This window comes from Nonomuraea sp. NPDC049624 (assembly GCF_040675255.1).
Lineage (GTDB): Bacteria > Actinomycetota > Actinomycetes > Streptosporangiales > Streptosporangiaceae > Nonomuraea.
Map to the genome: position 1 here is coordinate 202,854 of NZ_JBFAOR010000005.1, position 25,456 is coordinate 228,309.

Consider the following 25,456-nt stretch of genomic DNA (forward strand, 5'->3'; position numbering starts at 1 on the left):
GGGGAGGAGTCACCCGAAGGCCACGCGCGGGCGGATGGCAGGCGTGCCGCTCGGCGCCCGCGGGGCGATCAAGGGGACTGGAGGAAGTCCAGGGTGGCCAGCTCGTTCACGGTCGTCTGCAGCTGGTCGATGCGGGCGCGGCCGATCCGGACGAGCTCCTCGCCCGCGGCGACCCACTGGCCGAGGTCGCGGGACATGGGCGGGATGCCGGAGAGGATGTCGGCGCTCTCCTTGAGGGTGATGCCGACCCGCTGCGCGGCGAGGGCGAGCTTGATCCGGCAGACCGCGTCGACGGTGAAGCGGCGGGCGTTGCCGCTGTTGCGGTGGCCGGTGATCACGCCGTAGCGCTCGTAGAAGCGGACGGCGTTGGGCGTCACCCCGGCGGCCCTGGCCACCTGCCCGACCGTGAGCGAGGCCGGGATCGTCTCGGAGCCGGGGCGGTCGGTGACGGTCATGGCGTGCTCACCGTCCTCTCAGCCGACTCCCGCCGGCCTGGCATCGCCGAGGGCCGGGCCGCAGAGCGCAATCGTACGACGAGGGCCAGCGCCATCACGACGAGGGCCGCCGCCTGGGTCAGCCGCAGGGCGTCGGTGACGGCGACCGCCTGCGCTGCCCTTGTCGTCGCGTCCATGGCGGCCAGGGCCGCGAGCGACAGGCCGCCGGTCATCGCGGCGGTCAGCGCCGTGAACAGCGCGCCGACCGCCACGGTGCCCATGCCGTTGGCGACCGTGCTCACCAGCGACAACAGCGCGGAACCCGAGGCCAGGTCGGGGCCGTGGAGGTTCCGGCTGGAACCGGACATCGTCGGCATCATGATCGCGCCGGTGCCCGCCCCCTGGAGCAGCGCGAACAGCCCGAGCACCGGATAGGGGGTGTCCGGCGCCAGGATGACCACCTGGACCGCGCCGGACGCGATCACGAGTCCGAGCCCGGTGCCGACGACCCGCCGGGGGCCGAGCCGTTCCAGCAGCCGGGCGGCGACCTGCAGGCTGAGGCCCATGCCGACGGCGCCGGGGACCATCAGCGCGGCCGTGACCGAGGCGCTGTCGAGACGCAGCGTCTGGACGTAGGTGGGCATCAGCAGAGCCGAGCCGAAGTAGGGGGCGGCGTACAGGGCGAGCACCGCGGCGCCCCGGCCGAACGTGGGATCGCCGAGCAGCCGGATCCGCAGCAGCGGTTCCGGACGCCTCAGCGCCCGGACGCAGAAGGCCGCGACCAGCACCGCGCCGGCGGCCACCGCGGCGATCCGCGTCCAGGCCGGGCTGTCCTGGGCGCTGATGCCGTACGCCACCGCGACGATGCCGGGCACCAGGAGCATCGCCCCCACCAGGTCCGGCCGGACCGGCCGGCCGCGCGCGGGGTCGGCCGGCAACCAGGCCGGCGCGCCCGCGGCGGCCAGCAGCGCCAGCGGCACGGTGACGTAGAACAGCGCGCGCCAGGAGCCGGCGCCCAGGAGCGCCGCGCCGAGCAGCGGGCCCAGGATCGGCCCGGCCAACAGCGGCACCCCGGTGACCGCCGTCATCCGGCTGCGGCGTTCGGGCGCGACCGCGCCGAACCCGATCGCCATCCCCAGCGGCGCCAGCAGGCCGCCGCTGAGACCCTGCGCCGCCCGCGCGGCGATCAGTCCGTCCAGGCCACCGGCCGCGCCGGCGGCGGCGGAGGCGACCGCGAAGCCGACCAGCGCCGCCAGGTACACGCGCCGGGCGCCCCAGCGCGCGGCGAGCCCGGCGGCCAGCGGCATCGTCGCCACCATCCCCAGCGCGTACGCGGTGAGGACCCATTGCACGGAGCTCAGCGACGCGCCGAACGCCGCCATCAGCGCGGGCAGCGCCACCACGACGATCGTGGCGTCCAGCACCGCGAGCAGCCCGCCGGCCATCAGGACGACCGCGGTGCGCAGCTCCGGCCCGGTCAGCCTGCTCACCGTCGACCGGCCAGATCCGGGACGCGGACGGGACGCAGTGCCCGCGCCCACGTGCGCAGCTCGCCCATGGTCGTGTGCAACGCCTGCGTCGTGCCCGGCGGGGGAACGAAACGGCCGTCGGCGTCCAGGTGCTCCCACGCCATCGGGATCAGCACCGACTCGCGGACCGTCGCGGCCCGCAGTTCGGGGAAGACCATGCGCAACTGCGCCACGGCCCTGATGCCGCCGGAGGCGCCGTACCCGACGAACGCGACCGGCTTGTACGCCCACTCGGTGAAGTGCCAGTCGATCGCGTTCTTCACCGCGGCGGGGAAACTGTGGTTGTACTCCGGGACGAGGAACACGAACCCGTCGGCGGCGGCGAGCGCGTCGCCGATCGGGGACGCGCCCCCTCCGCCGGGCTGCAGCTCGTGCATCGGCAGCGAGACCGCGGCCAGGTCGATCATGTCGAGGTCGAGCCAGTCGAACGTGCTGAGCTCGCGCTCCAGCCAGGCGGCGAGCGGGTCGGCCATTCTGGGCCTGCGCACGCTTCCGATCACCACGGCGATCCGGAGGCGGCTGCCGGCGTTGGTTTCCGTCATGGCACCGACGCTAGGAGTTCGCCTATGGGCGAACTCAAGTCACCGCATTCACGGCCTTCCGGCGTCCGGCATAGTTCCGGGACGCCCGCTCGTCCTTGGTGGGTGACATCAGGAGGAGGACGGGTGGATCCAGGCTTCGAGGCGGTTCTGCGGCAGTTCGTCATCGACCGGTCGGGGGCGCTGTTCCGCACGGCGTACCTGCTGACCGGCGACCGGCACGCCGCCGAGGACCTCGTCCAGTCGGCCCTGGCGAAGACGGCCGCGCGGTGGCGCGGCCTGCGCGACCCCGAGGCCGTCGAGGGGTACGTCCGCCGCACCATGTACCACGAGCAGGTGAGCCGGTGGCGCCGCCGGTCGCGGGTCGTGGAGGTGAGCACGGACGAGCGGCTCGACCGGCCCGGCGACGGGCACGCCGACGCCGCCGACCTGCGCCTGACGATGCGGGCGGCGCTGTCCCGGCTGACGCCCCGGCAGCGGACCATGCTCGTCCTGCGCTACTTCGAGGACAAGTCGGAGACCGAGATCGCGGACCTGCTGGGCGTGCGCGTGGGCTCGGTCCGCAGCCAGATCTACCGATCGCTGGAGCGGCTGAAGAAGACCGCCCCCGAGCTGAGCGCCGTGAGGGAGTTCCGTTGAACATCGAGAACCTGCTGCGTGAGACCCTCGCCGACATGGCGGACGAGCAGCCGCCACCGCCTCCCGCCCGGTTCCTCCCACGACATCCCGCCCGGTTCCTCCCGCATCGTCCTGCCCGCCGGAGGGGCGTCGCGCTGGCGGCGGCGGCCGCCGTCGTCATCCTGGTCGCCGGAGGCACGGTCGCCGTCCGGGCGCTCGCGCCGGAGGCGGGCCGACCGGCGCCGTCCGTGGCCACCCGGCCCGGTCCGGAACGGGCTCAGGTGGAGGTCGTCAACGACGGCGAACGGGTCTCCGGCCTGTTCGACGAGCTCGCCCGCGTGACCGGCAGGCCCGCGGAGTCGTTCGCGAAGGCCGCCGGGGACGGGCAGGCGCTCGGCCTGCCTCCGTACGCGAAGGACGGGCTGGAGGGCTTCGCGTTCCCCGGCACGTACCGGTTCGCCGGCTCCGCCGCCCCGGCCGAGATCCTGGGCGAGATGGTGGCCCGCTTCCGCGCGACGGCGGACGAACTCGGCCTGGCCGCCCGGCCCGACGCCCTGGACGTGGTCGTCGTGGCCAGTCTCGTCCAGGCCGAGTCGCCCACGGAGGCCGACATGCCGAAGGTGGCCCGCGTGCTGCACAACCGGCTGGCCCGCGGCATGCCGCTGCAGGTGGACAGCTCGGTCCGTTACGCGCTCGGCAGGCGCCGGGGGCCCGTGACGGTCGAGGACGTGCGGGTGCGTTCGCCGTACAACACCTACCGTCACAAGGGCCTGCCTCCCGGGCCCGTCGCCAACCCGGGCGCCGCCGCGCTCAGGGCCGCCCTGCACCCGGCCGCGGGCTCCTGGCTGTACTTCGTGCTCACCGACCCGAAGCGCGGCACCCTGGCCTTCGCCACGACCGGAAAGGAGTACGCCGAACTGGCCGAACGCGCCCGGAAGCCCGGCTACCGAGGATGAGCGCCCGTTCGTCTAGTGGGCGTCGCCGGGGGTTGCGGCGCGCATCAGCAGGTGGCCGCGGCGGAAGCGTTCGTCCTCCAGCGGCTCGCGGAGCAGCCTGCCCACCTCGACGAACCCCTCCTTGCGGGCCAGGGCGGCCAGTTCGTCGATCGGCCACCGGTAGGCCGGCGTGACCTTGTGGTCGAACTCCGTGACCGGGTCGCCCTCGGACTCGAAGAAGGCGACCAGGAAGTGGCCGCCGGGGGCCAGCACCCGGCGGAACTCGGCGAAGTACGGCGGCAGTTCCGCCGGCGGCACGTGGATCATGGAATACCAGGAGATCAGTCCGCCCAGCTCGCCGTCGGCCACGTCGAGGGCGTCCATCGAACCGAGCTCGAAACGCAGGCCGGGATAGTCCCTGCGGGCGATGTCGAGCAGCGCGGGGGACAGGTCGACACCGGACGCGTCCAGGCCGAGGTCGCGCAGGTGGGCCGTCATGTACCCGGGGCCGCATCCGGCCTCGACCACGGGCCGGGGTCCGGCGGCCCGGACGAGTTCGGCGAACGCGGCGACCAGCGCGCGGTCCAGCGGCAGGCGGTCGAGCGAGTCGCGGGCGAGGTCGGCGTACAGGTCGGCGACGGCGTCGTAGGCGTGCGCCGTCGCCGTGAGGTAGGAGGAGTCGGCCATGGCGGACGACTGTAGCCCATCGGCCGGGGTGTCGCCGCCGCCCCGGGCGGCCCGTTCTCGCCTATGCTGTGAACAAAAATCCAATCTGTTCATACGGTTACAGTGGGGGAAGGGATCCCCCATGCTGAACGACCTGCCGTACCTGTCGGCCGGGGAAGGGCCGCCGCTGATCGTCCTGATTCACACCCCGCAGGCGGCCAACCCGACCAGCATGACCCGCTGGTCCACGATGCGGCTGGTGCGGCCGTTCACCCGGGACTTCACCGTCTACGTCGTCAACCGGCCGCCCGGGCTGCCGTCCACCACGACGATGGCCGACCTCGCCGCGATCTTCGCCCAGGCGATCCGGGCCACGTTCGACGGACCGGTCAACGTGCTGGCCCTGTCCACGGCGGATCCATCGCCCTGCAACTGGCCGCCGACCATCCCGGCCTGGTCGACCGGCTCGTCCTGGCGGGCACGGCCTGCACCCTCGGCCCGGCCGGCCGGCCGGCCCAGCGCGGCTACGTCGAACGGGCCCGCCAGGGCAGGCGGCCGAACCCCGCGCTGGCCGAGATCGTCACCGCGTCGGCGCTCGGCCGCGTCCTGCTCAGGGGCCTGCTGTGGCTCTCGGACGGCGGGCGCGCCGACCACGCCGACGCCCAGCTCGTCGTATACCCGGCCGCAGCCACAGCGGCGCCTTCACCGACAAGCGGTTCGCCCCCGACGCCCTCGCCTTCCTGACCGACGGCTGAGGACGCGCCGTTCAGTGGCCGTCTCTCAGTGGCCGACCGGCCGTGTGGCACCCCTCAGTGGCCGACCGGCCGTAGGGCGTCCCGTGCCGGCGTGCGCAGCAGTCCGACGACGCCGAGCACCACGTGCAGGACCCCGGCCACCGCCGCGGCCACGTGCAGCCCGGTGACGAACGCCGTCTCGGCCTGCGCGGCCGCCGCCGGCACGAGGGCGGGCAGCTGGAGGGTCTCGTCCAGGGTGGGAGCCAGGTCCGGTCCGCTGAGCCGGAAGACCAGGGCGGCGAGCGAGCCGAGCAGCGCGATCCCCAGGGCGTTGCCGATCTCGTTGCTGGTCTCGGCCAGCGCCCCCGCCGCTCCCGCCCGTTCCGGCGGGACGGCCCCGACCGCGGTGTCGGCGACGACGCTGAACGAGACGCCGTACCCGACGCCCGCCACGACCGTGGACGCGACGTACCAGCCGACCCCGCCCGTGACGGCCGTCGGGAGCAGGAGCAGCAGCCCCGCCGCGACGGAGAAGTGGCAGACGGCGAGCGCGGCCCGCCGGCCGACGCGGTCGACCACGAAGGGCGTGACGACGCAGGTGACGGTCAGCACCACTGCGCCGGGCAGCGCGAGCAGCGCCGCGTGCAGCACGGGCAGGCCGAGGACGGACTGGAGGTAGACGCCCGACAGGTACGCCGTCGCCGACCACGCCGCCAGCGGCAGCAGCCCGGTGACGATCGCCACGGTGAACACCCGGTCGCGGAACAGCGAGAACTCGATCAGCGGCTGCGCGAGGCCGCGCTGCCTGCGGACGAACCACGCCAGCAGCCCCGCCCCGGCCGCCCCCGCGACGACCGGGACGGCCGACAGCCCTTCGGCGGCCGCGTGCTTGAGCGCGTAGATCGCGAGCAGCAGCCCGGCCGCGGACGTCACGACGCTGGGCACGTCCAGGCGCCCGGCGCGGGTCACCCGCACCTCGCGCAGCAGGATCGGCCCGAAGACCAGGAACAGGGCGAGGACGGGCAGGTTGACCAGGAAGACGGATCCCCACCAGAACCGTTCCAGCAGCACGCCGCCCACGATCGGCCCGGCGGCGAACCCGGCCGCGAACGCCGCGGCGAACACGCCGATGGCCTGCGCCCGCCGCCGCGGGTCGGCGAACAGCTCGCTCAGCACGGCCAGCGCCGACGGCAGCAGGGTCGCGCCCGCCACGCCCATCAGCGCGCGGGCCGCGATCAGCAGCTCGGCGCTGGGCGCGAACGCCGCCGCCGTGGAGCCGGCGCCGAAGACCGCGGCGCCGGTCATGAGCAGCCGCAGCCGCCCGTACCGGTCGCCGAGGTTGCCGAACGCGATCAGCAGGGAGCCGACGGCGAAGCCGTAGACGTCGAGGATCCACAGGGCCTGGCCCGCGGTGGGCGTGAGGGCCTGGCTGATCCGGGGCATCGCCAGGAACAGGATGGAGCCGTCCATGGAGACCAGCAGGACGGGCCCGAGGATCACCAGGAGGCCGAGCCAGGCCCGCAGGCCCGGGGGAGTGCGCGTGTGTTGTCGATACATGGCGCCGACACTCGGGCAGGACGCGTCCGGCAACCATCCCCCTGGCGTGGGTGCACCCAGCAGGTGTACCCACGCGGCCCGCCGGTCGGCCTAGGCTCGGTGGGGTGGAGAGTCTCGGAGCGTTTCTGAAGAGCCGTCGTGATCGGGTCACGCCCGCCGCGATCGGGCTGCGCACGTTCGGGACGGCCCGCCGGGTCCCCGGGCTGCGGCGCGAGGAGCTGGCGCAGCTCGCGGGGGTGAGCGCCGGGTACTACACGCGTCTGGAGCAGGGGCAGGCGGAGACCGCCTCGGAGCAGGTGCTCGACGCCCTGGCGCGGGTGCTGCGGCTCGACCGGATCGAGACCGTCCACCTGCACAATCTCGCCCGGCAACCGGCCAGGTCCCGGTTGTCCAGGCCGCCCGTGGAGGAGCCTCATCCGCGGGTGCTGGCGCTGCTGGAGTCGCTGAAGGACACGACGCCGGCGGTCGTGCTCGGCCGGCGGGGGGACGTGCTCGCGTGGAACCGTACGGGGCATGCGCTGATGGGGGAGCATCTGCCGTTCGAGGCGCCGCGGGATCCGGCGGACCGGCCGTCCGTGCCGAGGATGTTCTTCCTGGATCCGCTCTTCCGCGACCTGCACCGCAACTGGGACGAACTGGCCCGCATCCATGTCGCCTACCTCCGGCTCACCGCGGGCCGCTTCCCCTCGGACGCCCGCCTGGCGGAGCTGATCGGGGAGCTGACGATGCACAGCGCGGAGTTCGCGGCGTTGTGGGCGGTGGGCGAGGTCGCCGACTGCACGGTGGGCACGATGCGCCTGCGGCATCCCACGGTCGGCGCGGTCAGCGTCGACTACCAGGTCTGGCTCCAGCCCGACAGTCCTGACCACCGGGTCGAGATCTACACCCCGGCCGACCCGCCCTCCGCCGACGCCCTGCGCATCCTGACCCACCAGACCGGCCGGACGTCCTGAGACGTCCGGCCCTCGGGGGCCCGCCGGTCGCAGAGCTGTGGGGCCTTGGCAGCTGCTGCGGCGCGCGTCGCGCCCGGCGGGCACCCCGGCGGGTACCCGGGTTACGCGGGGTCAGACGGTGCCGTTGAAGCGGCTGTAGTACGCGCCCACCTCGTTGCGGTGGACGTCGTCGTTGTACGTGGCGTCCTCGTCGAACTTCGGCGAGTCCTTGATCTCCTGCTTGGTCCGCGCGAGGTGGACCTTGCGCTCCTGCGGGTCGATCCGCGTGACGGTGCCGGCCGGCAGGACGACCTTCTTGCCGAAGATCCACGGACCGGTGTCGACCACCAGGTAGCTGTCACCGACGGTGTGGCTCGCCTCGTCCACCGAGCCGATCGAGCCGTCGGTGGCCTCGACGTCGAAGCCGACCACGTCGAGAGTCTTGTCGCCGTAGACGTCGGAACCGTAGCTCCACATGTCCTGAGACAAGGGGTTTCCTCCTGATGATCTAGAGAACGTTGCCCACCCACTCTTCCCGGCTCAGCCGCGCCAAACATCGGGCCGCGGTCACGTCGTCGCGCGGGCGGCGTACGCGGCGAGGCCGTCGGCCATGCCCTGCATGAAACGGGTCAGGTACCACCGCCAGAAGCCGCCCGACAGCGGCATCCTCGGCTCGAAGGCGGCCGACCACGTGATGTCGGTGCCGCCGCCGGCGGCCGGCGCGAGCTCGACCGTCCCGCGGTAGGAGCGGAACGGGCCGCCCAGGTTGTCGTAGACGAACCGCCGGTCGGGGACCAGCTCGACGACGCGCTCGCGCGAGACGTTGCGCCCGGTGCGGAAGACCCTGGTGTCGCCCACCTGCTGCCGGGCCGCCGGATCGCCGCCCTCGACGTCGGCGGAGTCGATCGGCGACCACGACGGCCAAGTGGCGGCGTGCGTGAGCGCCGCGAAGACGGCCTCGGGGGCGGCCTGCGAGCGAGCGGTCACGGCGAAGGAGTACGGCATGAGCCCCAACGTAGGCAGCGGCCCCGCCCGTGGGCCAGGCGCACGATTGCCGTCGATCGGTCAGTTCTTGCGGTACGCCGACGGCCGCACGCCGGTCTGGCGCAGGAAGGCCGACGACAACGAGCCCGCACCGGCGAACCCGCAGCGCCCGGCGATCTGCTCCAGGCTGAGCGAGGTGGACGACAGCAGCCGCCGCGCCTCCTCCACGCGCAACCGGGTGAGGAACCGGTGGGGTGTCTGGCCGGTGCCCTCCCGGAAGACCCGGACGAAGTGGTACACGCTCAGATGCACCTCGGCCGCGATGGCGGCCAGCGTCAGCGGCTCGGCCAGGCGCTCGGTCATGATGGCGACACCCGCCCGGACGGCCGCGTGCTCGGGGCCGGGCAGGCGCTCGGCCCGGCCCTGGGTCAGCAGGTGCGTCACGAGGAAGGCGGCGGCGGACTCGGCGTACAGGTCGCCGGCCGCCGCGCGGCCGGGCAGCGCGCGCAGGAGCTGCTCGACGACCGGGTCACCGGCCGCCAGGGCCGCTGCCGTCGCCTCGAGGTCGGGCTCGCGACCGCCCAGCGCGTCGGCGGCCCGCCGCACGGCCGCCGCGGGGACGTGCACCTGGACGGTGCGCAGCCCGGCCGCCGCCCGGTAGCTGATCGACCCGGCCCGGCCGGGCACCATGAGCTCCAGGTGGCCCGGGACCCAGCGCCGCCGGACCGGCCTGCCGCCCGCGTGCATCCGCAGGTCGGCGTTGCCCGCCACGCAGAGCACGAGATGCAGGTCGGACACGGCGGGCAGGGCGAAGTGCTCGGCCTCGGGCGCGTGCCGGAAGCCCTGCACCAGCAGCGACCGCCAGCCGGCGTCGTCCCAGCTGTTGTACGTGTGCCGCACGTACGCCGTGGTGTCGAGGCCGGCGTAGGGCGCCAGGTCGAAGTCGGGCGAGTCGAACACGTCCCGAGCCTAACCGGATCACCGCGGCGGGGCCTCGGCGAGCGAGAGGCTGTTGCCGTCCGGGTCGAGGACATCCACGTGGCGCACGCCGTTGCCGTACGTCTCCACGGGACCGTGCTCGATGCCGTGCCCGGCCAGCCTGGCCAGGATGTCGTCGAGTCCGGACACGCCGAACGTGATCATGGTGCCGCCGACGCGCGCGGCCCGCATGTGCCGGTCATCGATGACGACCCACGCGTTCTCGCCGACCTGCCACAGGTGCTCCTCGCCGACGACCTCGTCCGCCGGGCGGCCGAAGAACGCCTCGTACCACTTCTGCGCCGCCGCCCGGTCGCGTACGCACACCACGCTGTAGAGATCCACTCGGACCACTCCCTCCTGTCGTTCCACGATGAAGACTCCGCCGGTGGGGCGAACTCATCGCCGCGGCGGCGTACTGACAGCGGGATGTGTGCGGTTTGTGAGCGGGGGGCCGGAAGGTGAGGGCGTTGGTGTCACCCGATGGAGGAGGAACCGGTTCATGTACCCCTGTGAGGTCCCGTCCCGGCGCGCGGCGCGGCCGCGGTGGCTGCGCGCGCTCACGGCCGCCGTGCCGGCCGTGAGCCTGGCCGTGGTCGCGGCGCTCCCGGCCGCCGCCACGTCCCGGCCCGCCCTGGACGGGACGCCCGCCCTGCTGCAGCGCCTGGCGCGGGAGGTGGTGGCGGCCGGGGCGCCCGGCGTGCTCGTCCGGGTCGACGACGGTCGCGGCCGGCCCGTCGAGATCGCCGAGCAGGCCGCCTGGACCAGACGGGACCACGTGCTCAAGGCGGGCGACGAGTTCCGGATGGGGTCCAACACCAAGACCATGGTCGCCGTGCTGGTCCTGCAGCTCGTCGCCGAGGGCAGGCTCGCCTTGACCGACCCGGTGGACAAGTGGCTGCCCGGCCGGGTGCCCGGCGGCGGCGCGATCACGCTGCGCATGCTGCTGAACCACACCAGCGGCCTGTACGACTACACCGACGACCCCGCGATCCGGCCCTCGATGCTCGGCAAGGACCGGCGGCGGTGGACCCCGGCGAAACTGCTGGCCCTGGGGGTGAGGCACGTTCCGCTGTTCGCGCCCGGCGCCAGGTGGTCCTACAGCAACACCGGCTACGCCGCCGTCGGCGCGGTTCTGGAGCGGGTCACCGGGGCGAGCCTGGCCGGCCTGGTCAGGGACCGCATCGCCCGGCCGCTCGGCCTCGCTCATACGTACTACGCCACCGGGCCCGACTGGCGCGGCCCGTACGCCCGCGGCTACGAGCCGGACGCCGCCCACCAGCCGCCCGCGGTGCCGGCCGCGTTCCGGCAGCTCGCCGGGCCGCGCCACGACGGCCACGTGGACGTCTCCGGCCACGACCCCAGCTGGGGTGGCCCGGCCGGGGCGGTGGTGTCCACCACCCGCGACTGGGCGCGCTTCCACGCCGCGCTCATGTCCGGCAGGCTGCTGCCCGCCGCCCAGCTCGCCGAGCTGCGCGCCACCGTCCCGATGGACCCGCGGCAACCGGACGGGCCCGGCTACGGGCTGGGCATCCAGACCGCCGACCATCCGTGCGGCACGTTCTGGGGGCACGACGGCGGCATGCCGGGCTACCTGACCACCAACCTCACCGACCGGACCGGCGGCCGCACGGCCACCGTGCTCATCGCGTCCGAGTTCTGGGCCGAGTTCGAGGCCGACCCGAAGCTCGCCAAGGCCGTCCAGGCCCTGCAGACGGCGGTGACCTGCACGATGTTCGGCAAGCCGGTGCCCGGCGCCGGCTGAGCGGCGCGTGGCTGGGCTTGGTGAGTGGCTGGGCCTGGCGCGTGGGCCGGCGCCGGCTGAGCGGCGCTAACTGGGCGGCGTGGTGACGGCTGCTGTCACCAGGCTCTCAGCCTGTGCTCGTGACATCGCCGCGCCGCCCGCGTGTGCGGCGGCGAAGCCGGCGGGGCCCAGGGCGGTCTCGGCCCGGCGGGTGAGCCGCCACAGGTCGGGGTCGCCGGGGCCGGTCCAGCCGCCCAGCACGGTGGCGGCCCCGAGCAGCCTGCCCGCCCGTTCCGGCCGGTCGCGGCCGAGCTCGATCGCGGCGGCCACCAACGCGGTCGCGGCCGCGACCGGCGTGTGCCAGGTCAGCGTCAGGCGCACCGCCGGATGGTCGAGCCGGCCGGCCGCGCGCTCGGGGAACCCCTCGGCGAGGTCCACCCGAGCCAGGACGCCCAGCAGCAGCGCGGTCAGCGGCGGCGTGGTCGAGCGGTCGGGAGGGGCGCAGGCCAGACCGGCCAGGGCGTGCTCGCGAGCCGCCGCCGCCCGCCCGGCGGCCAGCTCCAGCCGGGCCAGGCCCAGGCGCACCTGGGTGCTCGACTCGGCCGACCCGCTGCGCCCGGCCCTGCCTAGCAGGCCGGTCAGGTCCCGCCGGCCGCCGGCCACGTCGCCGGACTCGGCACGGTGCAGCGCGGCGGCCACCTCGTTCTCCATGGTGTGCTCGGGCATGCCGAGCTCGCGGAAGCAGCGGGTGGCGCGCTCGGCCAGGGCGGGCGCGTCGGCCGCTGCGCCGGACCGGACCAGCGCCGAGCCGAGGGCGCTCAACGTCATTCCCTGCCCCCACCGCTCGCCGAGCTGCTCGAAGCCGGCCAGCGCGCGGGCCAGCGTGTCCTTGGCTTCGGCGAGGTGGCCGGTGTTCATGGCCAGCACGCCGCTGACCAGCAGCGCCAGCGACCGGCTCCACAGGTCCGCCCCCTCCGCCGGCGCGGCGTGGTCGCCCTTCGCGGCTATGCCGACCGCCAGGCGGGCCATCTCGGTGATGGGATGTGTGCCTGGGACGAGCTGGGCCAGGGCCGCCCTGATCCGGTCGAGGGCGGCGTCGGTCTCCTCCGGCCCGGCGGCCTCGACGGTGGCGATCGCGTGGGCGGCGGCGACCAGCGCGCGGGATCGGGGGTCGGCCGGGCCGTCTGCCTGAAGGACCCTTCCGAGCAGGTCGAGCGACTCCGGCGGGAAGTCCCGCAGGAACCAGTACCAGCTCAGCGCGACGCCGAACCGGACGGCCCGTCCGGCGTCCCCGGACTCGACCGTCCAGCGGATGGCGGCCGACAGGTCGTCCCGTTCCGCCGACAGGCGGGCCAGCGAGCGGAGCTGGTCCGACGTGCGCAGGCGCGGGTCGGCGGACTCGGCCAGGCGCAGGAAGAACCGGGCGTGCCGGTCGCGCGTCGCGGTGACCTCGGCGCGTTCGGCCAGGCGCGCCAGGCCGTACTCGCGGATGGTCTCCAGCAGGCGGTAGCGCGGCTCGGCCGGGTCGGCGGAGTCCGCCGGGTGCAGCAGGGACTTGTCGACCAGCGCCGCCAACAGCTCCGGCACGTCCTCCGAACCGCCGATCGCCGCTGCGGCGTCCTCGGTGAAGCTGCCGCGCACGACCGACAGCCGTTCCAGCAGGGAGCGTTCGCCGGCGTCGAGCAGGTCCCAGCTCCAGGCGACGGCGGCGGCCAGGGTGCGGTGGCGCGGCAGCGCCGTCCGGCTGCCGGCGGTGAGCAGCCGGAACCGGTCGTCCAGCCGGGCGGCGACCGCCTCGACCGGCAGGGTGCGCAGCCGGGCGGCGGCCAGCTCGATCGCCAGCGGCAGGCCGTCGAGGCGGTGACAAATCTCGACGGTCGCCGCCAGCGCGCCGCCCTCCAGGACGAAGCCGGGCCGTACGGCGGCGGCGCGGTCGCGGAACAGCCGGACCGCCGCGACCGACCGGGCCGCCTTCGGCGTCGCGCCCGGTTCCGGCAGGTCCAGCGGCGGCACGGGGTGCAGGGTCTCGCCGTCGATGCGCAGGGGTTCGCGGCTGGTGGCGAGCACCCGCAGCCGTGGGCAGCGGCCGAGCAGCGTCCCGCAGAGCGCGGCGGCGGCCTCGATCACGTGCTCGCAGTTGTCCAGCACCAGGACCAGGTCGTCGTCGGCGAGGAGCTCGACCAGGTCGTCCGGCTCGGCCCGCGCGGGCGCGCCCTCCTTGCGCGTCCGGAGCAGGTCGAGCAGCACGCGGGGGACGTCGTCGGGCCCGACCGCGGCCAGCGGCACGAACCACACCCCGCCGGACGGCGTGAGCCGCCGGCCGACCGCGCCGGCCAGCCGCGTCTTGCCCGCCCCTCCGGGGCCGACCAGGGTGACCAGCCGGCCCTGCCCGAGCAGGCCGGTCACCCGGCGCACGTCCTCGTCGCGGCCCACGAAGCTGGTGAGCGGGACGTCGAGGTTGCCGTGCGCCCGGCCAGGCGACGACGGCCAGGGCGGTTCCGACGGCCCCGACGTCCCGGAAGGCACCGACGGCCGACGGGGGCCGGGAAGATCGCCGCGCAGGACCGCCAGGTGGGCTTGCTGGAGGTGCGGGCCCGGGTCGCCGCCGAACTCGTCGGCGAGCCGGACGCGGATGCGCTGGTAGGCGGCCAGCGCCTCGGCGCCGCGGCCCTCGCGGGCGAGCGCCCGGATGAGCTGGGCGTGCAGGCGCTCGCGCAACGGATGGGCGGCAGCCAGCGACTCCAGCTCGGCGACCAGGCCGAGATCGGCGCCCAGCGCCGGGCCGCTGCTCAGCCTCAGGTCACTGCCCAGCGCCAGGTCAGGGCCCAGCGGGTGAGCGCCCAGCGGGTCGCCGCTCAGCGTCAGGTCGGCCTCGACGCGGTCCTCCAGGGCGGCGAGCCGGGCGCGTTCGAGCCGGTCGGCCTCGGCGGCGGCGAACGGCGCCGCCCGCACGTCGGCCAGGGCCGGCCCGCGCCACAGGTCCAGGGCCTCCCGCAGGACGGCGGCCGCCTCGGCGGGCCGGTCCCGGGCGGCGGCCCGTCCCTGCCTGGCCAGCCGCTCGAACCGCACGGCGTCGACGGCGTCCGGCTCGACGGCCAGCCGGTACCCGGCGGGGCCGGAGGTGAGCAGCCCGGGACGCCCGAGGACGCGCCGGAGCCGGGACACCAGCGACTGCAGCGCGTGCATGGGGGCCTCGGGCGGCGCGTCGTCCCACAACGCCTCGGCCAGGGTCTCGGGCCGGACGGCCCGCCCGGCGTCCAGGGCCAGCCTGGCCAGCAGCACGCGCAACCGCGCGCCGCCGACCTGCGCCGGGCCGTCGGCGGTCACCAGCGCGAGGGGGCCGAGGACGCCCACGCGCACCTGTCCGCCGTCCGGCACGGTCGAATGCGCCATGGCCAGGAGTGTGGCACGCGGCGGCGGGTCGTGCCGCCCTTGACGAAACGGACCGCAGTCCGATACGTTCCCGGACATATTCGGACCACAGTCCACTTGGAGATCGAGATGTTCAGAGAAGTGATCACGGCCGGTTCGCTGGCTCTCATGGTGCTCGGCGCCCCCAGCGCGTACGCCGACTCGGGCCCTGACAAGGTCGTCCACCACTCGCACAAGGAGGCGGGCTCACCCTGCGAGGGGCTGAAGGGCTGCACGTTCGTGCAGCTGAAGGGCGACCCGAAGACCGGCCCCTCCGAGGCCCTGTTCACCCTCAAGGCCGGCACGCCCTTCTCCCCGCACTGGCACACCAGCCCCGAGCACGTCGTCGGCGTCTCCGGCGTGATGTTGTGGAACGTCAAGGGCCACAAGACGTACCGGATCGGCGCGGGCGACTACCTGTACTACCCGTCGAAGGCCGAGCACTGGGGCAAGTGCGCCGCGGGCGCCGACTGCGTCTACTACGTGTACGACTCCAAGCCCTACGACTTCCACCCGGCCGGCCGCTGATCGGGCGCAGCCCCGCGGGCGCGGAAGGTGCGGCGGTAGGCGTCCGGGGGCACGCCGACCGTGCGGTTGAAGTGCCGGCGCAGCGTGGCCGCGGTGCCCATGCCGGTGGCCTCGGCGATGGCGTCCACGCCGTCGTCGGTGGTCTCCAGGAGCTCCTGGGCGCGGCGGATGCGCTGGGTCAGCAGCCACTGCAACGGGGTGGTGCCGGTCATGGACCTGAAGTGGCGGCCGAGGTGGCGCGAGCTCAGGTTCGCCCGGCGGGCCAGGTCCTCCACGGTCAGGGGCTGGTCCAGGTGCCGGCCCGCCCAGGCGAGCAGGTCGCTGAGGGGATGGCCGTGCGGCTCGGGGACGGGGGTGGCGACGAACTGGGCCTGGCCGCCGGGCCGGTGCGGCGCCACGACCAGGCGGCGCGCGATCGCGTTGGCGACCGCCGAGCCGTGGTCGCGGCGGACCAGGTGCAGGCACAGGTCCAGGGCGGCGGCCTTGCCCGCGGCGGTGAGCACGCTGCCCTCGTCCACGTAGAGCACGTCCGGATCGACCTGGATGCGGGGATGGCGGGCGGCCAGCGTCTCGGTGTGGGCCCAGTGGGTGGTGGCCCGCCGCCCGTCCAGCAGGCCGGCCGCGGCCAGGACGAACGCGCCCGTGCACAGCGACGCGACCCGGGCGCCCGCCTCGTGCGCCGCCCGCACGGCCTCGACGAGGTCGGCCGGCGGCTCCTCGTCCACCTCGGCCCAGCCGGGGACGATCACCGTGTCGGCCCGGACGAGCAGGTCGAGCCCGGCGTCGGGTTCGAGCAGGAACCGCCCGTCGGCCCGTACGGGACCGGCTCCGCAGATGACCGGCTCGTACCAGCGCTCGACGGGGACGGGCGGGGGCGAGCTGAACAGCTCGTAGGCCAGGGCCAGCTCGAAGTGCAGGATCCCGTCGGCGACGGCTACCGCGACTGTGGTCACGTCCGGAATTGTACGCATCATGTCGTTCCGGACGCTCTGCGGCGACGCGGTGGGCCGCCAGGATGTCCGCATGGCTGATGAGCACATGACACAGATGAAGACGACGACGGGTTCCGCGGTGGCGGTCTACGGCGCTTACGGGCACACGGGCCGTTTCGTGGTGGCGGAGCTGCTGCGGCGCGGGCTGGTGCCCGTCCTGGCGGGCCGCGACGGCGACGCGCTGAAGGCGCTGGCCGAGGCGCACCCCGAACTGGCGGTCAGGCAGGCGTCGGTGGACGATCCGGCAGCCCTGGACCGCGCCCTGGACGGCGTGGCCGCGGTGATCAACTGTGCCGGGCCCTTCGCCGCCACGGCGGCCCCCGTGATCGAGGCGGCCCTGCGCGCCGGCGTCCCGTACGTGGACGTCGCGGCCGAGATCGAGGCCAACGTGGACACCTTCGAGCTGTTCGCGGAGCGCGCCCGGGAGGCCGGGGCGGTGATCGTCCCCGCGATGGCCTTCTTCGGCGGGCTCGGCGACCTGCTGGTCACGGCGGCGATGGGCGACTGGACCGGCGCCGACCAGGCGCACGTGGCCTACGGGCTGGACAGCTGGCACCCCACGGCCGGCACCCGGGCCGCGGGCAGGGTCTCCAGGGAGCGGCGCGACGGCCGGCGCGTCCGTCACGCCGGCGGCCGGCTGGAGTACCGCGACGACCGGGCGCCGGCCGAGAAGTGGGCCTTCCCCGAGCCGACCGGGACGCGCGACGTCATCGCGGAGTTCTCGATGGCCGACATCGTGACCGTCCCGAGCCACCTGGACATCCCCGAGGTGCGCAACTACATGACGGTCGAGGCGGCCACGGACGTGGTGCACCCCGACACCCCGGCCCCGGTCGCGGCCGACGAGCACGGACGGTCGGCGCAGCCGTTCGTCGTGGACGTGGTCGTGCGTTCGGGCGCCGCGGAACGCCGGGCGGTGGCCCGCGGCCGGGACATCTACGCCGTCAGCGCGCCGCTCGCGGTGGAGGCCGTCGAGCGCGTCCTCACCGGCCGGACCAGGGCCGCCGGGGTGGCCTCGGCGGGACGCATCTTCGACGCCCCCGACTTCCTGCGGGCGCTGTCGCCCCACATCGTGGTCGAGCTCGGCGCCGCGGCGCAGCGCTGAGGTGGGCGCCGATCCACGCCGCCGCGGCCGGGTTCAGCCCGGCAGCACCGACAGCTCGCAGGCGTAGGAGTCGGCAGGCGCGTTCAGCGCCCACACGACCATCTCGGCCAGCGACTGCGGCCGGATGCACGCCTGCGGGTCGTACGGGCGGCCGAAGGCGGCCCTGACCTCGCCGAGCAGGTCGGTCGCCGTGGCCGCGGGATAGACCGTGGTGACCCGGACCCCGTGGACGGCCTCCTCCTCGCGCAGCGAGTCGGCCAGTTCGCGCAGCGCCGCCTTGCTGGCCACGAACGCCGACCAGCGCGGGACGCCGGTCAGCCCGGGGGAGGCGTTCACGAAGATCACATGTCCCTTGGCGCGCCGCAACGCGGGCAGCGCGAGCCGGACGAGCTCGGCGGCGGAGGCCACGTTCACCGCCATCGTGCGCCGCCACGTGTCGGGGCCGGCCTCGGCGACGGCCTCCACGGGGGAGATGCCGGCGCAGTGCACCACCGCGCGTATCTCCGTCAGCTCCGCCGTCAGCGCCTCCATGGCGGGGGCCAGCGACGCGGGGTCGGCCAGGTCGGCCTCGATCCCGCGGACGTCCAGCCGCCCGACGTCACGTCCGACGGCGATCACCCGGTGCCCGGCCGCGCCGAGCGCGGCGGCCAGCGGCCTTCCGATGCCTCCGGTGGCCCCGGTCAGCAGCACGTTCCCCATGCCGGCCGATCATCCCGGCAGGACGGGCAGTACGCAACGGCCTTTCCGCCCGTCCGCTCACATCCATCGGGAACGGTTCGATTTCACCTCTGGTGCACCACGCGTATTCAGCGTACGTTACTCAGCACTCAGTATTCAGAGTGTGACATGTTACAGATCCAAGAGGTCACCGTGAAGATCCACACAATCGCCGCCGGGCTGCTGGCCACCGGACTTCTCGCCGCTGGATGCGCCACCGGCGGAACCGGCACGGCCAAGGGGCCCGCCCCCTCGATCGCCGCGTCCACCTCCGCGGAGTTGTCCGGCGAGGTCAAGGTGTGGTCGTTCGACGTGGGTGCGACCGCCCTGAAGCGCCTGGCGCCCGAGTTCACCAAGCTGCACCCCAAGGTGAAGGTCGACGTGACGGACGTCGGCTACGACAACATCTACGAGAAGGTCACGGTCGGCATGCAGTCGGGCACCGGCCTGCCCGACGTCGTGCACCTTGAGGACGAGCGGGTCCCCGGCTACGCCAAGAACTTCCCCAACGGGCTGGCCGACCTCGGCCCGGTCGCCGGCAAGCTGAAGGCCGACTTCGACCCGGCCAAGTGGCAGACTGCCTCCGGCGAGGGCGGCAAGCTGTTCGCGCTGCCATGGGACTCCGCGCCCGTCGGCCTGTTCTACCGGCGCGACTACTTCGAGCAGGCCGGGATCAAGGCCGAGGACATCCAGACCTGGGACGACCTGATCAAGGCCGGCGAGACGCTGAAGGCCAAGACCGGCAAGAAGCTCATGGTCTCCGACCTGGGCAACAGCGAGCCGCTGTTCACCACCTTGTTGCAGCAGCAGAAGCAGGGCAGGTTCGTGGACGGCAAGGTCGCGGTCAACACGCCGGCCGCCGTCAAGGCGCTGACCCTGATCAAGACGATGAACGACAAGGGCCTGCTCCAGAACGAGAAGGGCTGGGACGGCCGGGTCACCGCCACCAAGGAGGGCAAGGCGGCCGTCGCGCCCACCGCCGTCTGGTGGACGGGCACGCTGGTGTCGGAGATGCCGGAGCTCAAGGGCAAGTTCGGCGTGATCCCGCTGCCCGCGTTCGAGCCGGGCGGGGTGCGCACCTCGGCCAACGGCGGATCCATGCTGGCGGTCACCGGCCAGACGAAGAACCAGCAGGCGGCGTGGGCCTTCGTCGAGTTCGTCACGGCGAACAAGGACAGCCAGCTGTCGATGATGAAGCAGGAGTCGCTCTTCCCGGCCTACCTGCCCGCGCTGGCCGACCCGTACTTCTCCGAGCCGGTCGACTACTTCGGCGGGCAGCCGGTCAACAAGATCTTCGCCGACCAGGTGCGCGCCATCCCGGCCGTGGAGTCCACCGACGACGACGCCGAGGCCAGTGAGCTGCTGAAGAAGCTGCTGCAGCGTGCGGTGGTGGGCGGCAAGGACCCCAAGGCCGTGCTGGACGAGGCGGCCGCGCAGATCGCGTCCGCCACGAAGCGGGAGATCGGATGATCGTTCGGCGCCGTCTGGTCCCCTGGATCTTCGCGGGGCCCGCCGCCGCGCTGCTGGCGCTCTTCTTCGCCTACCCCCTCGGGGCCAGCCTCTGGCAGAGCCTCCAGCGGACCGAGGACGGCGTGGCCGAATGGGCCGGCCTGGAGAACTACCAGCGTCTCCTGCACGACGACAGGTTCCTGCAGTCCCTGGTCAACGTCGGGCTGATCCTGGTCGTGCAGGTCCCGATCATGATCGCGCTGGCGCTGGCGCTGGCGTACGTGCTCAACCAGTCGTGGCTGCGCTTCCGCGCCACGCTGCGGATCGCGTACTTCCTGCCCGCCGTGACGACGCTGGTCGCCTACGCGGTGGTCTTCCGGGTGCTGCTGCGCACCGACGGCGGCATGGTCAACCAGCTGCTCGGCGCCGAGATCGCCTGGCTGGACGACCCGGCCTGGGCGCGGGTGGCGCTGATCGCGTCCATCACCTGGCGGTGGACGGGCTACAACATGATCATCCTGCTGGCGGGCCTGCAGGCGATCGGCAAGGAGCAGTACGAGGCCGCCTCCATCGACGGGGCCGGGCCGCTGCGGTCCTTTGTCAGCGTGATCGTGCCGCAGCTCAAGCCGGTGATCCTCTTCTGCTCGATCACCTCCACGATCGGCACGCTGCAACTGTTCGACGAGAACAAGCTGCTCACCGACGGCGGCCCCGACGACGCGACCACCTCGCCGATCCTGCTGCTCTACCAGGTCGGCTTCAAGCAGTTCGACTTCGGCTACGCCGCGGCGATGGCCTGGGTGGTGGTGCTGCTCATCGGGGTGCTCTCCTACGCCCAGTTCAAGTGGTTCGGGAAGGAGAAGTCATGAAACGCCTGCTGCTCTGGCTGTTCATGGCGGCCGGCGCGGTGGTCAGCGTCGCGCCGTTCTACTGGATGTTCGTCGCCTCCACGCACGACACGTCCGAGCTGTTCCGCAGCCCGCCTCCGTTCCTGCCCGGCGACCACCTGCTGGACAACCTGCGGTCGCTGGAGGAGACCATCGGCTTCTCCCGCGTGGTGCTCAACAGCCTCGGCACGGCCCTCGTCTACACCGCGCTGTCCGTGCTGGTCAGCGCCATGGGCGGGTACGGCCTGGCCAAGTACCGCTTCCGCGGGCGCGGCCTGCTGCTCGCGGTGATCCTGGCGACGATGATGATCCCGTTCCAGGTGCTGCTGGTGCCGCTGTTCCAGATGATGGCCAGCATCGGCTGGGTCGACTCCTACGAGTCGATCGTCATCCCGTTCCTGGCCAACTCGTTCGGCATCTTCCTCATGCGCCAGGCCTTCCTCGACTTCCCCGACCAGCTCATCGAGAGCGGACGCCTGGACGGGGCCGGAGACCTGCGGATCTTCTACCGGATCGTGCTGCCCGTGGTCCGGCCGCAGCTCGGCGCGCTGGTCATCTTCACGTTCATGAGCCAGTGGAACTCCTTCATCTGGCCCCTGCTCATGCTCACCAGCGAGGAGAAGTACGTGCTGCCGGTCGCGCTCAGCCACCTCACCGGGCTGACCCGCGTCGACTACTCGGGCCTGATGCTGGGCGCGCTGCTGGCCACGCTGCCGCTGATGCTCATCTTCTTCGTCTTCCAGAAGCAGTTCGTCTCCGGGCTGCTCGGCGGAGCGGTGAAGGGGTGAGCCCGACGGTGGGCCACTGCCGCGACAGCGGCTCATCGTCGCCGGGCGTCCCGCTCCGCCACCTTGGCGGAGCGGCGGGCCGCCGCGGAGGACGAGTGGGACCGGCTGCGGGCCGCGAGAGCCGGCCTACGGAGTGAGGACCACCTTGTTGCACTCGTCCTGCTTGTGCTTGAACAGGTCGAACGCGTGCGGCGCCTCGCTGAGCGGCATCCGGTGCGAGATGACGAAGCTCGGGTCGATCTCGCCCGCGCGGATCCGGTCCAGCAACGGAGCGGTGTACCGCTGCACGTGGCACTGGCCGGTGCGGATGGTCAGCGACCGGTTCATGACGGTGCCCATCGGGAACTTGTCGACGAATCCGCCGTAGACGCCGACGACGGAGACCACGCCGCCGTTGCGGCAGGCCATGATGGCCTCGCGCAGCACGTAGGGGCGCTCGGTCTCCATCCGGGTGGCCTGCTTGGTGCGGTCGTAGGCGTACATGGCCGGGGTCGGGTGGTGGGCCTCCATGCCGACGGCGTCGATGCAGGCGTCCGGGCCGCGTCCGCCGGTCATGTCGCGCAGCGCCTCCAGCACGTTCACCTCCTCGTAGTTGAGGATTTCGGCGCCGGTCCGCCGGACCCGCTGCAGCCGGTAGGGGAAGCGGTCGATGACGATGACCCGGTCGGCGCCGAGCAGGAACGCGCTGGCCGCGGCGAACTGCCCGACCGGCCCCGCGCCCCAGATCGCGATCGTCTGGCCCGGCTTGATGTCGCACATCTCCGCGCCCATGAAGCCGGTGGGGAAGATGTCGGACAGGAACAGCACCTTCTCGTCCGGCAGGTCGTCCTCGATCTTGATCGGGCCGACGTCGGCGAACGGGACGCGCACGTACTCGGCCTGCCCGCCGGGGAAGCCGCCCAGCATGTGGGAGTAGCCGAAGATGCCGGCGGGCGCGTGGCCCATCAGCTTCTCGGCCATCCCGGCGTTGGGGTTGGAGTTCTCGCACACCGAGTACAAGCCGTCCTGGCAGGCGAAGCAGGCGCCGCAGGCGATCGGGAACGGCACCACGACGCGGTCGCCGACGCGCAGGTTGTGCACGCCCGGGCCGACCTCGACGACCTCGCCCATGAACTCGTGGCCGAGCACGTCGCCCTTCTTGACGGTCGGGATGTAGCCGTCCACGAGGTGCAGGTCGGAGCCGCAGATCGCGGTGGAGGTGACGCGGACGATCGCGTCGCGGGCGTTGAGGAGCTGCGGGTCCGGGACGTCCTGGATCTCCACGTGGTTGCGGCCCGCCCACACGTTGGCCTTCATGCCCGTCCTCCGATCGGCTGTGCGGGACGCTGGTGGAGCTGGCGCAGGGCGCGGTGGCCCTCGGGGCTGCCCTCGGAGCGGAGCACCTCGCCGGTCTCCATGACCTGCTTGAAGCGGCGCAGGTCGTCGCGGACCTGCTGCTCGGGGTGCTCGCCGAACATGCGGGCGACGGCGGCGGCGAGCTTGCGGCCGGGCGCGCCGTACTCCAGGGAGGCGTCCACGACGGTGCCGCGTCCGCCGGGGCCGTCGGTGAAGCTGACCAGGCCGGCGGTGGAGACGCCGGTGCCGGGCACGGTCCGCCAGGCGATCAGGTCGCCCACCCGCTCGTCGATGATCTCGGCCTCCCACTCCAGGTCGACGATCGGGCCCTTGGCCTTCCAGCGGGAGCGGCGCTGGTCGATGGTGCGCACCGAGTCCAGGTGGACCATGAAGGAGGGCAGGTTCTCCAACTCGCGCCAGAAGCGGTAGACCTCCTGGCGCGGCTTGTTGATGGTGATGGAGGCGCGCACCTGCAGCGGGCCCTTGGTCCTGGCGGTGCCGCGCCGGGCGCAGGCGGCGTCCAGGGCGGTGATCCCGGCGACCGCGCCGAGCGCGGCCAGCGCGCGGGCACGGCGGGCGCCGGTGCGGTTGGCGGCGGCCCTGCCCAGGACGCCGAGGTCCATCGTGTCGCCGGCGACCCTGGTCCATGCCCACCGGGCGGGGCTCTTGGCGCCCAGCAACAGCGCGGCGTGCAGGAGTTCCCGCCCGCCGACGAGCCTGGCGACGGCCGTGGCCCCCGGGGCGTCGTCGACGCCGCACAGGCGGGTCACGGCCCGTGGTGCCCCCAGTTGCGCCGCGCCCAGCGCGAGGCTGGCCCACCCGAGCGCACGGGCGAATCTGTCGGTCATCATGCGTCCTAACACAGGTTGCGGTGGAATATGCATGCGCCGCAGGCGGCCCCAATCTGCTGACGCCCCCGCGTCCTCCACCCCTTGCCCCTGGCAAAACCGATGACACCAGCGGATTCAGGCACGAAAGGTGCACACCCCCTCGACCGCCGTCCATCCCCCTGTCCCGGCCCAGCCCGTCGCTCCGGGAACGAGCCGTTATGACGTAACTCACCCTCCTCGACGTCACATCTCGGCCGCCGATCTCGTCTTGAAGGCGAAGGCGAAACGAGGAGGATCCGATGCGCTCATCGGTGCGGAAACGTCAGTCGTCGGGGCTCGGTCATTGGTCGTTCATGTTCGCCGAGGTGGCGATCTGGTCCTTCGCCGTCCTGGTGGTGACCGGGCTGTTCCTCATGGTGTTCTTCGACCCGGACATGTCCCCGGTGCTCTACCACGGCGTGTACACGCCGCTGAGCGGCGTCCCGGTCAGCAGGGCGTTCGACTCGACCATGCGGCTGAGCCTGGAGGTGCGCGGCGGGCTCTTCGTCCGGCAGGTGCACCACTGGTCGGCCCTGGTGTTCGTGGCGGCGGTCGCGATGCAGTTGCTGCGCATGTTCCTGACCGGCGCGTTCCGGCGGCCGCGCGTGCCGCAGTGGCTGATCTGGGTGACGCTGCTGCCGCTCGGGATGGCCGCGGGGGAGACCGGCAACATCCTGCCCGACGACATGCTCTCCGGCGGCAGCCTGTGGCTGATCCAGTCGGTGCTGCTGTCGATTCCCGTCGTCGGGTCGTACGCCGCGCAGCTGCTCTTCGGCGCCGGGTTCCCCGGCGACAGCATCATCCCCACCATGTACTGGACGCACGTGCTGCTGATCCCAGTGGCCATGGTGGCGCTGCTCGCCGCCCGCGAACGGCTGGTGCGGCGGCACGGGCACTCGCGGTTCGCCGCGCCGGTCCCGGCGCGCGCGGGCGTGCGCCCGTTGATGGCGGGCACGACGATCGGGGTCCTGGTCATCCTCGGCCTGGCCTTCCAGATCGCCCCCATCTGGTTGTACGGCCCGGCCGGGCCCGGCCAGATCTCGGCCGGCTCGGTGCCCGACTGGTACATGGGCTTCCTCGACGGCGCTCTGCGGATCATGCCGGGCTGGGAGCTGACGATCGGGGGGTACACGCTCAGCCTGGCGGTCCTGGTGCCCACGCTGGTGGTCCCCGGGGTGTTCCTCACCGCCCTGGCCGGCTACCCGCTGGCCGAGCGCCTCGTCCTGGGGCGGCTCGGCCGGCGGGACGCGCTCGGCCGGCCCAAGAGCAGGAGCCGCCTGGCCGCCGAGGCGACCGGCCCGGCCGTGCTGGACCGGCCGCGCGAGGCGCCCGTGCGGACCGCCGTCGCCGCCGCCGGGGTCGCCTTCTACGGCCTGCTGTGGGCCGCCGCGGCCAACGACCAGCTCGCCCACCAGTTCCACCTCTCGGTGGAGGCCGTGACGATCTTCTTCAGGTACGCCGTCCTCCTCGGCCCGGTCGTCGCCTTCTGGCTGACCCACCGGCTCTGCCTCGGCCTGCGGCTCCAGGACCGGCACGACCTGGAGCACGGGCCGGAGAGCGGCGTGATCGTGCGGAGCGCGCAGGGCGGCTTCCACGAACGCCCGATGCACCTGGAGCCCGAACGGCAGCACGCGGTCACCGCGCCGCGTGACTGACCGCGCCGGCCCGGCAGCTTGACCTTGACACTGTGACAAGGTCTTCACTGGTCGCCGAGGAGGTGGTCCC

Annotated in this window: 25 protein-coding genes; 10 read left to right on the forward strand and 15 right to left on the reverse strand. The window is 73.4% G+C overall.

The window, feature by feature from the left end:
• Positions 1-68 precede the first annotated feature (68 nt).
• The 3 genes from AB0J76_RS21805 to AB0J76_RS21815 are packed head-to-tail and all read right to left on the reverse strand — an operon-like array spanning position 69 to position 2,505.
• Positions 69-455, reverse strand: a complete 387-nt coding sequence (locus tag AB0J76_RS21805; protein ID WP_364390257.1) for a MerR family transcriptional regulator — start codon at positions 453-455, stop codon at positions 69-71.
• Complete coding sequence (locus AB0J76_RS21810; protein WP_364390259.1) at positions 452-1,924, reverse strand: DHA2 family efflux MFS transporter permease subunit; 1,473 nt, start codon at positions 1,922-1,924, stop codon at positions 452-454. Before AB0J76_RS21810 ends, AB0J76_RS21805 begins: the two co-directional genes overlap by 4 nt.
• Entirely contained in the window at positions 1,921-2,505 is a 585-nt protein-coding gene (locus tag AB0J76_RS21815; protein ID WP_352324763.1) for an NAD(P)H-dependent oxidoreductase, read from the reverse strand. The genes AB0J76_RS21810 and AB0J76_RS21815 overlap by 4 nt, the downstream gene beginning before the upstream one ends.
• Positions 2,506-2,628: 123 nt before the next feature.
• Here AB0J76_RS21815 and AB0J76_RS21820 point away from each other — a divergent pair, with 123 nt between their 5' ends.
• On the forward strand, positions 2,629-3,141 hold the full coding sequence (locus AB0J76_RS21820) for a SigE family RNA polymerase sigma factor (RefSeq protein WP_352324764.1): 513 nt from the start codon (positions 2,629-2,631) through the stop codon (positions 3,139-3,141).
• Positions 3,138-4,076 carry an endolytic transglycosylase MltG gene (gene mltG / locus AB0J76_RS21825; protein WP_352324766.1) on the forward strand — a complete coding sequence of 313 codons (939 nt, stop codon included), beginning with the start codon at positions 3,138-3,140 and terminating at the stop codon, positions 4,074-4,076. The genes AB0J76_RS21820 and mltG overlap by 4 nt, the downstream gene beginning before the upstream one ends.
• 12 nt (positions 4,077-4,088) lie before the next feature.
• Here the strand turns inward: mltG and AB0J76_RS21830 are convergent, their stop codons facing one another.
• The 3 genes from AB0J76_RS21830 to AB0J76_RS21840 all read right to left on the reverse strand — a co-directional run bounded on the left by AB0J76_RS21830 (position 4,089) and on the right by AB0J76_RS21840 (position 7,012).
• Positions 4,089-4,742, reverse strand: a complete 654-nt coding sequence (locus AB0J76_RS21830) for a class I SAM-dependent methyltransferase (RefSeq protein WP_352324767.1) — start codon at positions 4,740-4,742, stop codon at positions 4,089-4,091.
• 267 nt (positions 4,743-5,009) lie between these two features.
• Positions 5,010-5,375 carry a hypothetical protein gene (locus AB0J76_RS21835; RefSeq protein ID WP_352324769.1) on the reverse strand — a complete coding sequence of 122 codons (366 nt, stop codon included), beginning with the start codon at positions 5,373-5,375 and terminating at the stop codon, positions 5,010-5,012.
• Between the two features lie 155 nt (positions 5,376-5,530).
• Positions 5,531-7,012 (reverse strand): MFS transporter, encoded by a 1,482-nt coding sequence (locus AB0J76_RS21840; RefSeq protein ID WP_352324770.1) that lies wholly within the window; start codon positions 7,010-7,012, stop codon positions 5,531-5,533.
• A 104-nt stretch (positions 7,013-7,116) separates the two neighbouring features.
• Between AB0J76_RS21840 and AB0J76_RS21845 the strand changes: the two genes are divergently transcribed.
• Positions 7,117-7,965 carry a helix-turn-helix transcriptional regulator gene (locus AB0J76_RS21845; protein WP_352324771.1) on the forward strand — a complete coding sequence of 283 codons (849 nt, stop codon included), beginning with the start codon at positions 7,117-7,119 and terminating at the stop codon, positions 7,963-7,965.
• Positions 7,966-8,076: 111 nt separating this feature from the next.
• Here AB0J76_RS21845 and AB0J76_RS21850 read toward each other — a convergent pair whose 3' ends face one another.
• From AB0J76_RS21850 to AB0J76_RS21865, 4 genes are all read right to left on the reverse strand, one after another.
• Complete coding sequence (locus AB0J76_RS21850) at positions 8,077-8,433, reverse strand: PRC-barrel domain containing protein (RefSeq protein WP_352324772.1); 357 nt, start codon at positions 8,431-8,433, stop codon at positions 8,077-8,079.
• 78 nt (positions 8,434-8,511) lie between these two features.
• Positions 8,512-8,949 (reverse strand): SRPBCC family protein, encoded by a 438-nt coding sequence (locus tag AB0J76_RS21855; protein WP_352324773.1) that lies wholly within the window; start codon positions 8,947-8,949, stop codon positions 8,512-8,514.
• Between the two features lie 60 nt (positions 8,950-9,009).
• Positions 9,010-9,888: an AraC family transcriptional regulator gene (locus AB0J76_RS21860; protein ID WP_352324774.1), complete on the reverse strand. Its 879-nt coding sequence runs from the start codon at positions 9,886-9,888 to the stop codon at positions 9,010-9,012.
• 18 nt (positions 9,889-9,906) lie between these two features.
• Positions 9,907-10,251: a VOC family protein gene (locus AB0J76_RS21865; protein ID WP_352324775.1), complete on the reverse strand. Its 345-nt coding sequence runs from the start codon at positions 10,249-10,251 to the stop codon at positions 9,907-9,909.
• A 157-nt stretch (positions 10,252-10,408) separates the two neighbouring features.
• Between AB0J76_RS21865 and AB0J76_RS21870 the strand changes: the two genes are divergently transcribed.
• Complete coding sequence (locus tag AB0J76_RS21870) at positions 10,409-11,671, forward strand: serine hydrolase domain-containing protein (RefSeq protein WP_352324776.1); 1,263 nt, start codon at positions 10,409-10,411, stop codon at positions 11,669-11,671.
• Between the two features lie 66 nt (positions 11,672-11,737).
• On the opposite strand, the gene AB0J76_RS21875 is transcribed toward AB0J76_RS21870, so the two are convergent.
• Positions 11,738-15,043, reverse strand: coding sequence for a BTAD domain-containing putative transcriptional regulator (locus AB0J76_RS21875; protein ID WP_352324777.1), 3,306 nt, complete (start codon positions 15,041-15,043; stop codon positions 11,738-11,740).
• Positions 15,044-15,151: 108 nt separating this feature from the next.
• On the opposite strand from AB0J76_RS21875, the gene AB0J76_RS21880 reads away from it, so the two are divergent.
• Complete coding sequence (locus AB0J76_RS21880; protein ID WP_352324779.1) at positions 15,152-15,589, forward strand: cupin domain-containing protein; 438 nt, start codon at positions 15,152-15,154, stop codon at positions 15,587-15,589.
• Here AB0J76_RS21880 and AB0J76_RS21885 read toward each other — a convergent pair.
• Positions 15,562-16,542, reverse strand: coding sequence for a helix-turn-helix domain-containing protein (locus tag AB0J76_RS21885; protein WP_352324780.1), 981 nt, complete (start codon positions 16,540-16,542; stop codon positions 15,562-15,564). The genes AB0J76_RS21880 and AB0J76_RS21885 overlap by 28 nt on opposite strands.
• Positions 16,543-16,612: 70 nt before the next feature.
• Between AB0J76_RS21885 and AB0J76_RS21890 the strand changes: the two genes are divergently transcribed.
• On the forward strand, positions 16,613-17,686 hold the full coding sequence (locus tag AB0J76_RS21890) for a saccharopine dehydrogenase NADP-binding domain-containing protein (protein ID WP_352324781.1): 1,074 nt from the start codon (positions 16,613-16,615) through the stop codon (positions 17,684-17,686).
• 33 nt (positions 17,687-17,719) lie between these two features.
• Here AB0J76_RS21890 and AB0J76_RS21895 read toward each other — a convergent pair whose 3' ends face one another.
• Complete coding sequence (locus AB0J76_RS21895) at positions 17,720-18,385, reverse strand: SDR family NAD(P)-dependent oxidoreductase (RefSeq protein WP_352324782.1); 666 nt, start codon at positions 18,383-18,385, stop codon at positions 17,720-17,722.
• A gap of 171 nt (positions 18,386-18,556) precedes the next feature.
• Between AB0J76_RS21895 and AB0J76_RS21900 the strand changes: the two genes are divergently transcribed.
• From AB0J76_RS21900 to AB0J76_RS21910, 3 genes are read left to right on the forward strand one after another with little or no spacing between them, the layout of a single operon-like run.
• A complete protein-coding gene (locus tag AB0J76_RS21900; RefSeq protein ID WP_352324783.1) occupies positions 18,557-19,873 on the forward strand; it encodes a sugar ABC transporter substrate-binding protein in 1,317 nt (438 codons plus the stop codon).
• Positions 19,870-20,721 (forward strand): sugar ABC transporter permease, encoded by an 852-nt coding sequence (locus tag AB0J76_RS21905; protein WP_352324784.1) that lies wholly within the window; start codon positions 19,870-19,872, stop codon positions 20,719-20,721. The genes AB0J76_RS21900 and AB0J76_RS21905 overlap by 4 nt, the downstream gene beginning before the upstream one ends.
• Positions 20,718-21,527 carry a carbohydrate ABC transporter permease gene (locus AB0J76_RS21910; protein ID WP_352324785.1) on the forward strand — a complete coding sequence of 270 codons (810 nt, stop codon included), beginning with the start codon at positions 20,718-20,720 and terminating at the stop codon, positions 21,525-21,527. Before AB0J76_RS21905 ends, AB0J76_RS21910 begins: the two co-directional genes overlap by 4 nt.
• Positions 21,528-21,653: 126 nt before the next feature.
• On the opposite strand, the gene AB0J76_RS21915 is transcribed toward AB0J76_RS21910, so the two are convergent.
• Positions 21,654-22,823: a zinc-dependent alcohol dehydrogenase gene (locus tag AB0J76_RS21915; RefSeq protein ID WP_352324787.1), complete on the reverse strand. Its 1,170-nt coding sequence runs from the start codon at positions 22,821-22,823 to the stop codon at positions 21,654-21,656.
• Positions 22,820-23,713, reverse strand: coding sequence for an SRPBCC family protein (locus AB0J76_RS21920; RefSeq protein WP_352324788.1), 894 nt, complete (start codon positions 23,711-23,713; stop codon positions 22,820-22,822). The genes AB0J76_RS21915 and AB0J76_RS21920 overlap by 4 nt, the downstream gene beginning before the upstream one ends.
• A 278-nt stretch (positions 23,714-23,991) precedes the next feature.
• Here AB0J76_RS21920 and AB0J76_RS21925 point away from each other — a divergent pair, with 278 nt between their 5' ends.
• Positions 23,992-25,386, forward strand: coding sequence for a cytochrome b N-terminal domain-containing protein (locus tag AB0J76_RS21925; RefSeq protein WP_364390267.1), 1,395 nt, complete (start codon positions 23,992-23,994; stop codon positions 25,384-25,386).
• Positions 25,387-25,456: the final 70 nt, after the last annotated feature.

Excerpts from the sequence above, each read along its gene's own strand:
- AB0J76_RS21805 (WP_364390257.1), bottom strand. The coding sequence starts at position 455 with ATGACCGTCACCGACCGCCCCGGCTCCGAGACGATCCCGGCCTCGCTC.
- AB0J76_RS21815 (WP_352324763.1), bottom strand. The coding sequence starts at position 2,505 with ATGACGGAAACCAACGCCGGCAGCCGCCTCCGGATCGCCGTGGTGATC.
- AB0J76_RS21830 (WP_352324767.1), bottom strand. The coding sequence starts at position 4,742 with ATGGCCGACTCCTCCTACCTCACGGCGACGGCGCACGCCTACGACGCC.
- AB0J76_RS21840 (WP_352324770.1), bottom strand. The coding sequence starts at position 7,012 with ATGTATCGACAACACACGCGCACTCCCCCGGGCCTGCGGGCCTGGCTC.
- AB0J76_RS21855 (WP_352324773.1), bottom strand. The coding sequence starts at position 8,949 with ATGCCGTACTCCTTCGCCGTGACCGCTCGCTCGCAGGCCGCCCCCGAG.
- AB0J76_RS21870 (WP_352324776.1), top strand. The coding sequence starts at position 10,409 with ATGTACCCCTGTGAGGTCCCGTCCCGGCGCGCGGCGCGGCCGCGGTGG.
- AB0J76_RS21875 (WP_352324777.1), bottom strand. The coding sequence starts at position 15,043 with ATGGCGCATTCGACCGTGCCGGACGGCGGACAGGTGCGCGTGGGCGTC.
- AB0J76_RS21880 (WP_352324779.1), top strand. The coding sequence starts at position 15,152 with ATGTTCAGAGAAGTGATCACGGCCGGTTCGCTGGCTCTCATGGTGCTC.
- AB0J76_RS21890 (WP_352324781.1), top strand. The coding sequence starts at position 16,613 with ATGGCTGATGAGCACATGACACAGATGAAGACGACGACGGGTTCCGCG.
- AB0J76_RS21895 (WP_352324782.1), bottom strand. The coding sequence starts at position 18,385 with ATGGGGAACGTGCTGCTGACCGGGGCCACCGGAGGCATCGGAAGGCCG.
- AB0J76_RS21905 (WP_352324784.1), top strand. The coding sequence starts at position 19,870 with ATGATCGTTCGGCGCCGTCTGGTCCCCTGGATCTTCGCGGGGCCCGCC.
- AB0J76_RS21910 (WP_352324785.1), top strand. The coding sequence starts at position 20,718 with ATGAAACGCCTGCTGCTCTGGCTGTTCATGGCGGCCGGCGCGGTGGTC.
- AB0J76_RS21915 (WP_352324787.1), bottom strand. The coding sequence starts at position 22,823 with ATGAAGGCCAACGTGTGGGCGGGCCGCAACCACGTGGAGATCCAGGAC.
- AB0J76_RS21920 (WP_352324788.1), bottom strand. The coding sequence starts at position 23,713 with ATGATGACCGACAGATTCGCCCGTGCGCTCGGGTGGGCCAGCCTCGCG.
- AB0J76_RS21925 (WP_364390267.1), top strand. The coding sequence starts at position 23,992 with ATGCGCTCATCGGTGCGGAAACGTCAGTCGTCGGGGCTCGGTCATTGG.